We start from the raw sequence: 622 nt of genomic DNA, 5'->3' as shown, positions 1-622 counted from the left end.
GCCCTTAGCTGGGTCAGACTTGAAAAGGACCAGGAATTGTCGGTTCATCAACACCCCGAGGCGAGCCTGATCCTGATTTGTGACGGCTCGGGGAAAACCCTTGGCGATACAGAACGAAATATCGAGGCGGGCGATATGGTGCTGGTCCCGCCCCACTCGCGGCATGGTTTCAAAGGCACCAACGATGGTTTCTGGGCACTATCTATTCAGTTCAACGGTAAGGCCCTGTACGAGAACACCCTTCAACCGAATGTCGTCTTCAAGGCTCAAGAAACAGTCAATGCCAAGCCCGCCGACGGGCTGTTAAAAGATAACGAGGGTTATCTGGAGAGCTTCAGGAACAGTCGGCTGCTTTCGCTGATCAATTCACCGTCGATCGATCAGCCCGAAGTACGTGAAAGGCTTCTCGATTGCCTGCAGACCTGGTCAGACATGTTTCAGAACCTGCTGCATATACGTGTGGCGATGACGCTTGATCCTGCACACAAGAAAATCGCGCTTGAACACCTAGTGGAAGAACTGGGACACAACAACAATCTGCGCAATCAGCGCCATGCCACTCACTCGCCCATAGGGGACGCGGCATTCCTGTCAACCATGGAATGGTTCAGGCATCAAATGC

General features: G+C 53.1%; 1 protein-coding gene. It reads left to right on the top strand.

Translation table 11 applies throughout. The annotated features are described in order from the left end of the window. Positions 1–36: 36 nt before the first annotated feature. On the top strand, positions 37–622 hold a 586-nt coding region (locus tag AC1DRJ_RS31525), incomplete at its 3' end, for an AraC family ligand binding domain-containing protein (protein ID WP_477805546.1).

It is taken from the genome of Pseudomonas sp. P5_B2 (assembly GCF_056400445.1).
Note: the sequence above shows the minus strand (reverse complement) of the source record. Positions and strands in the feature narration are given on the sequence as shown.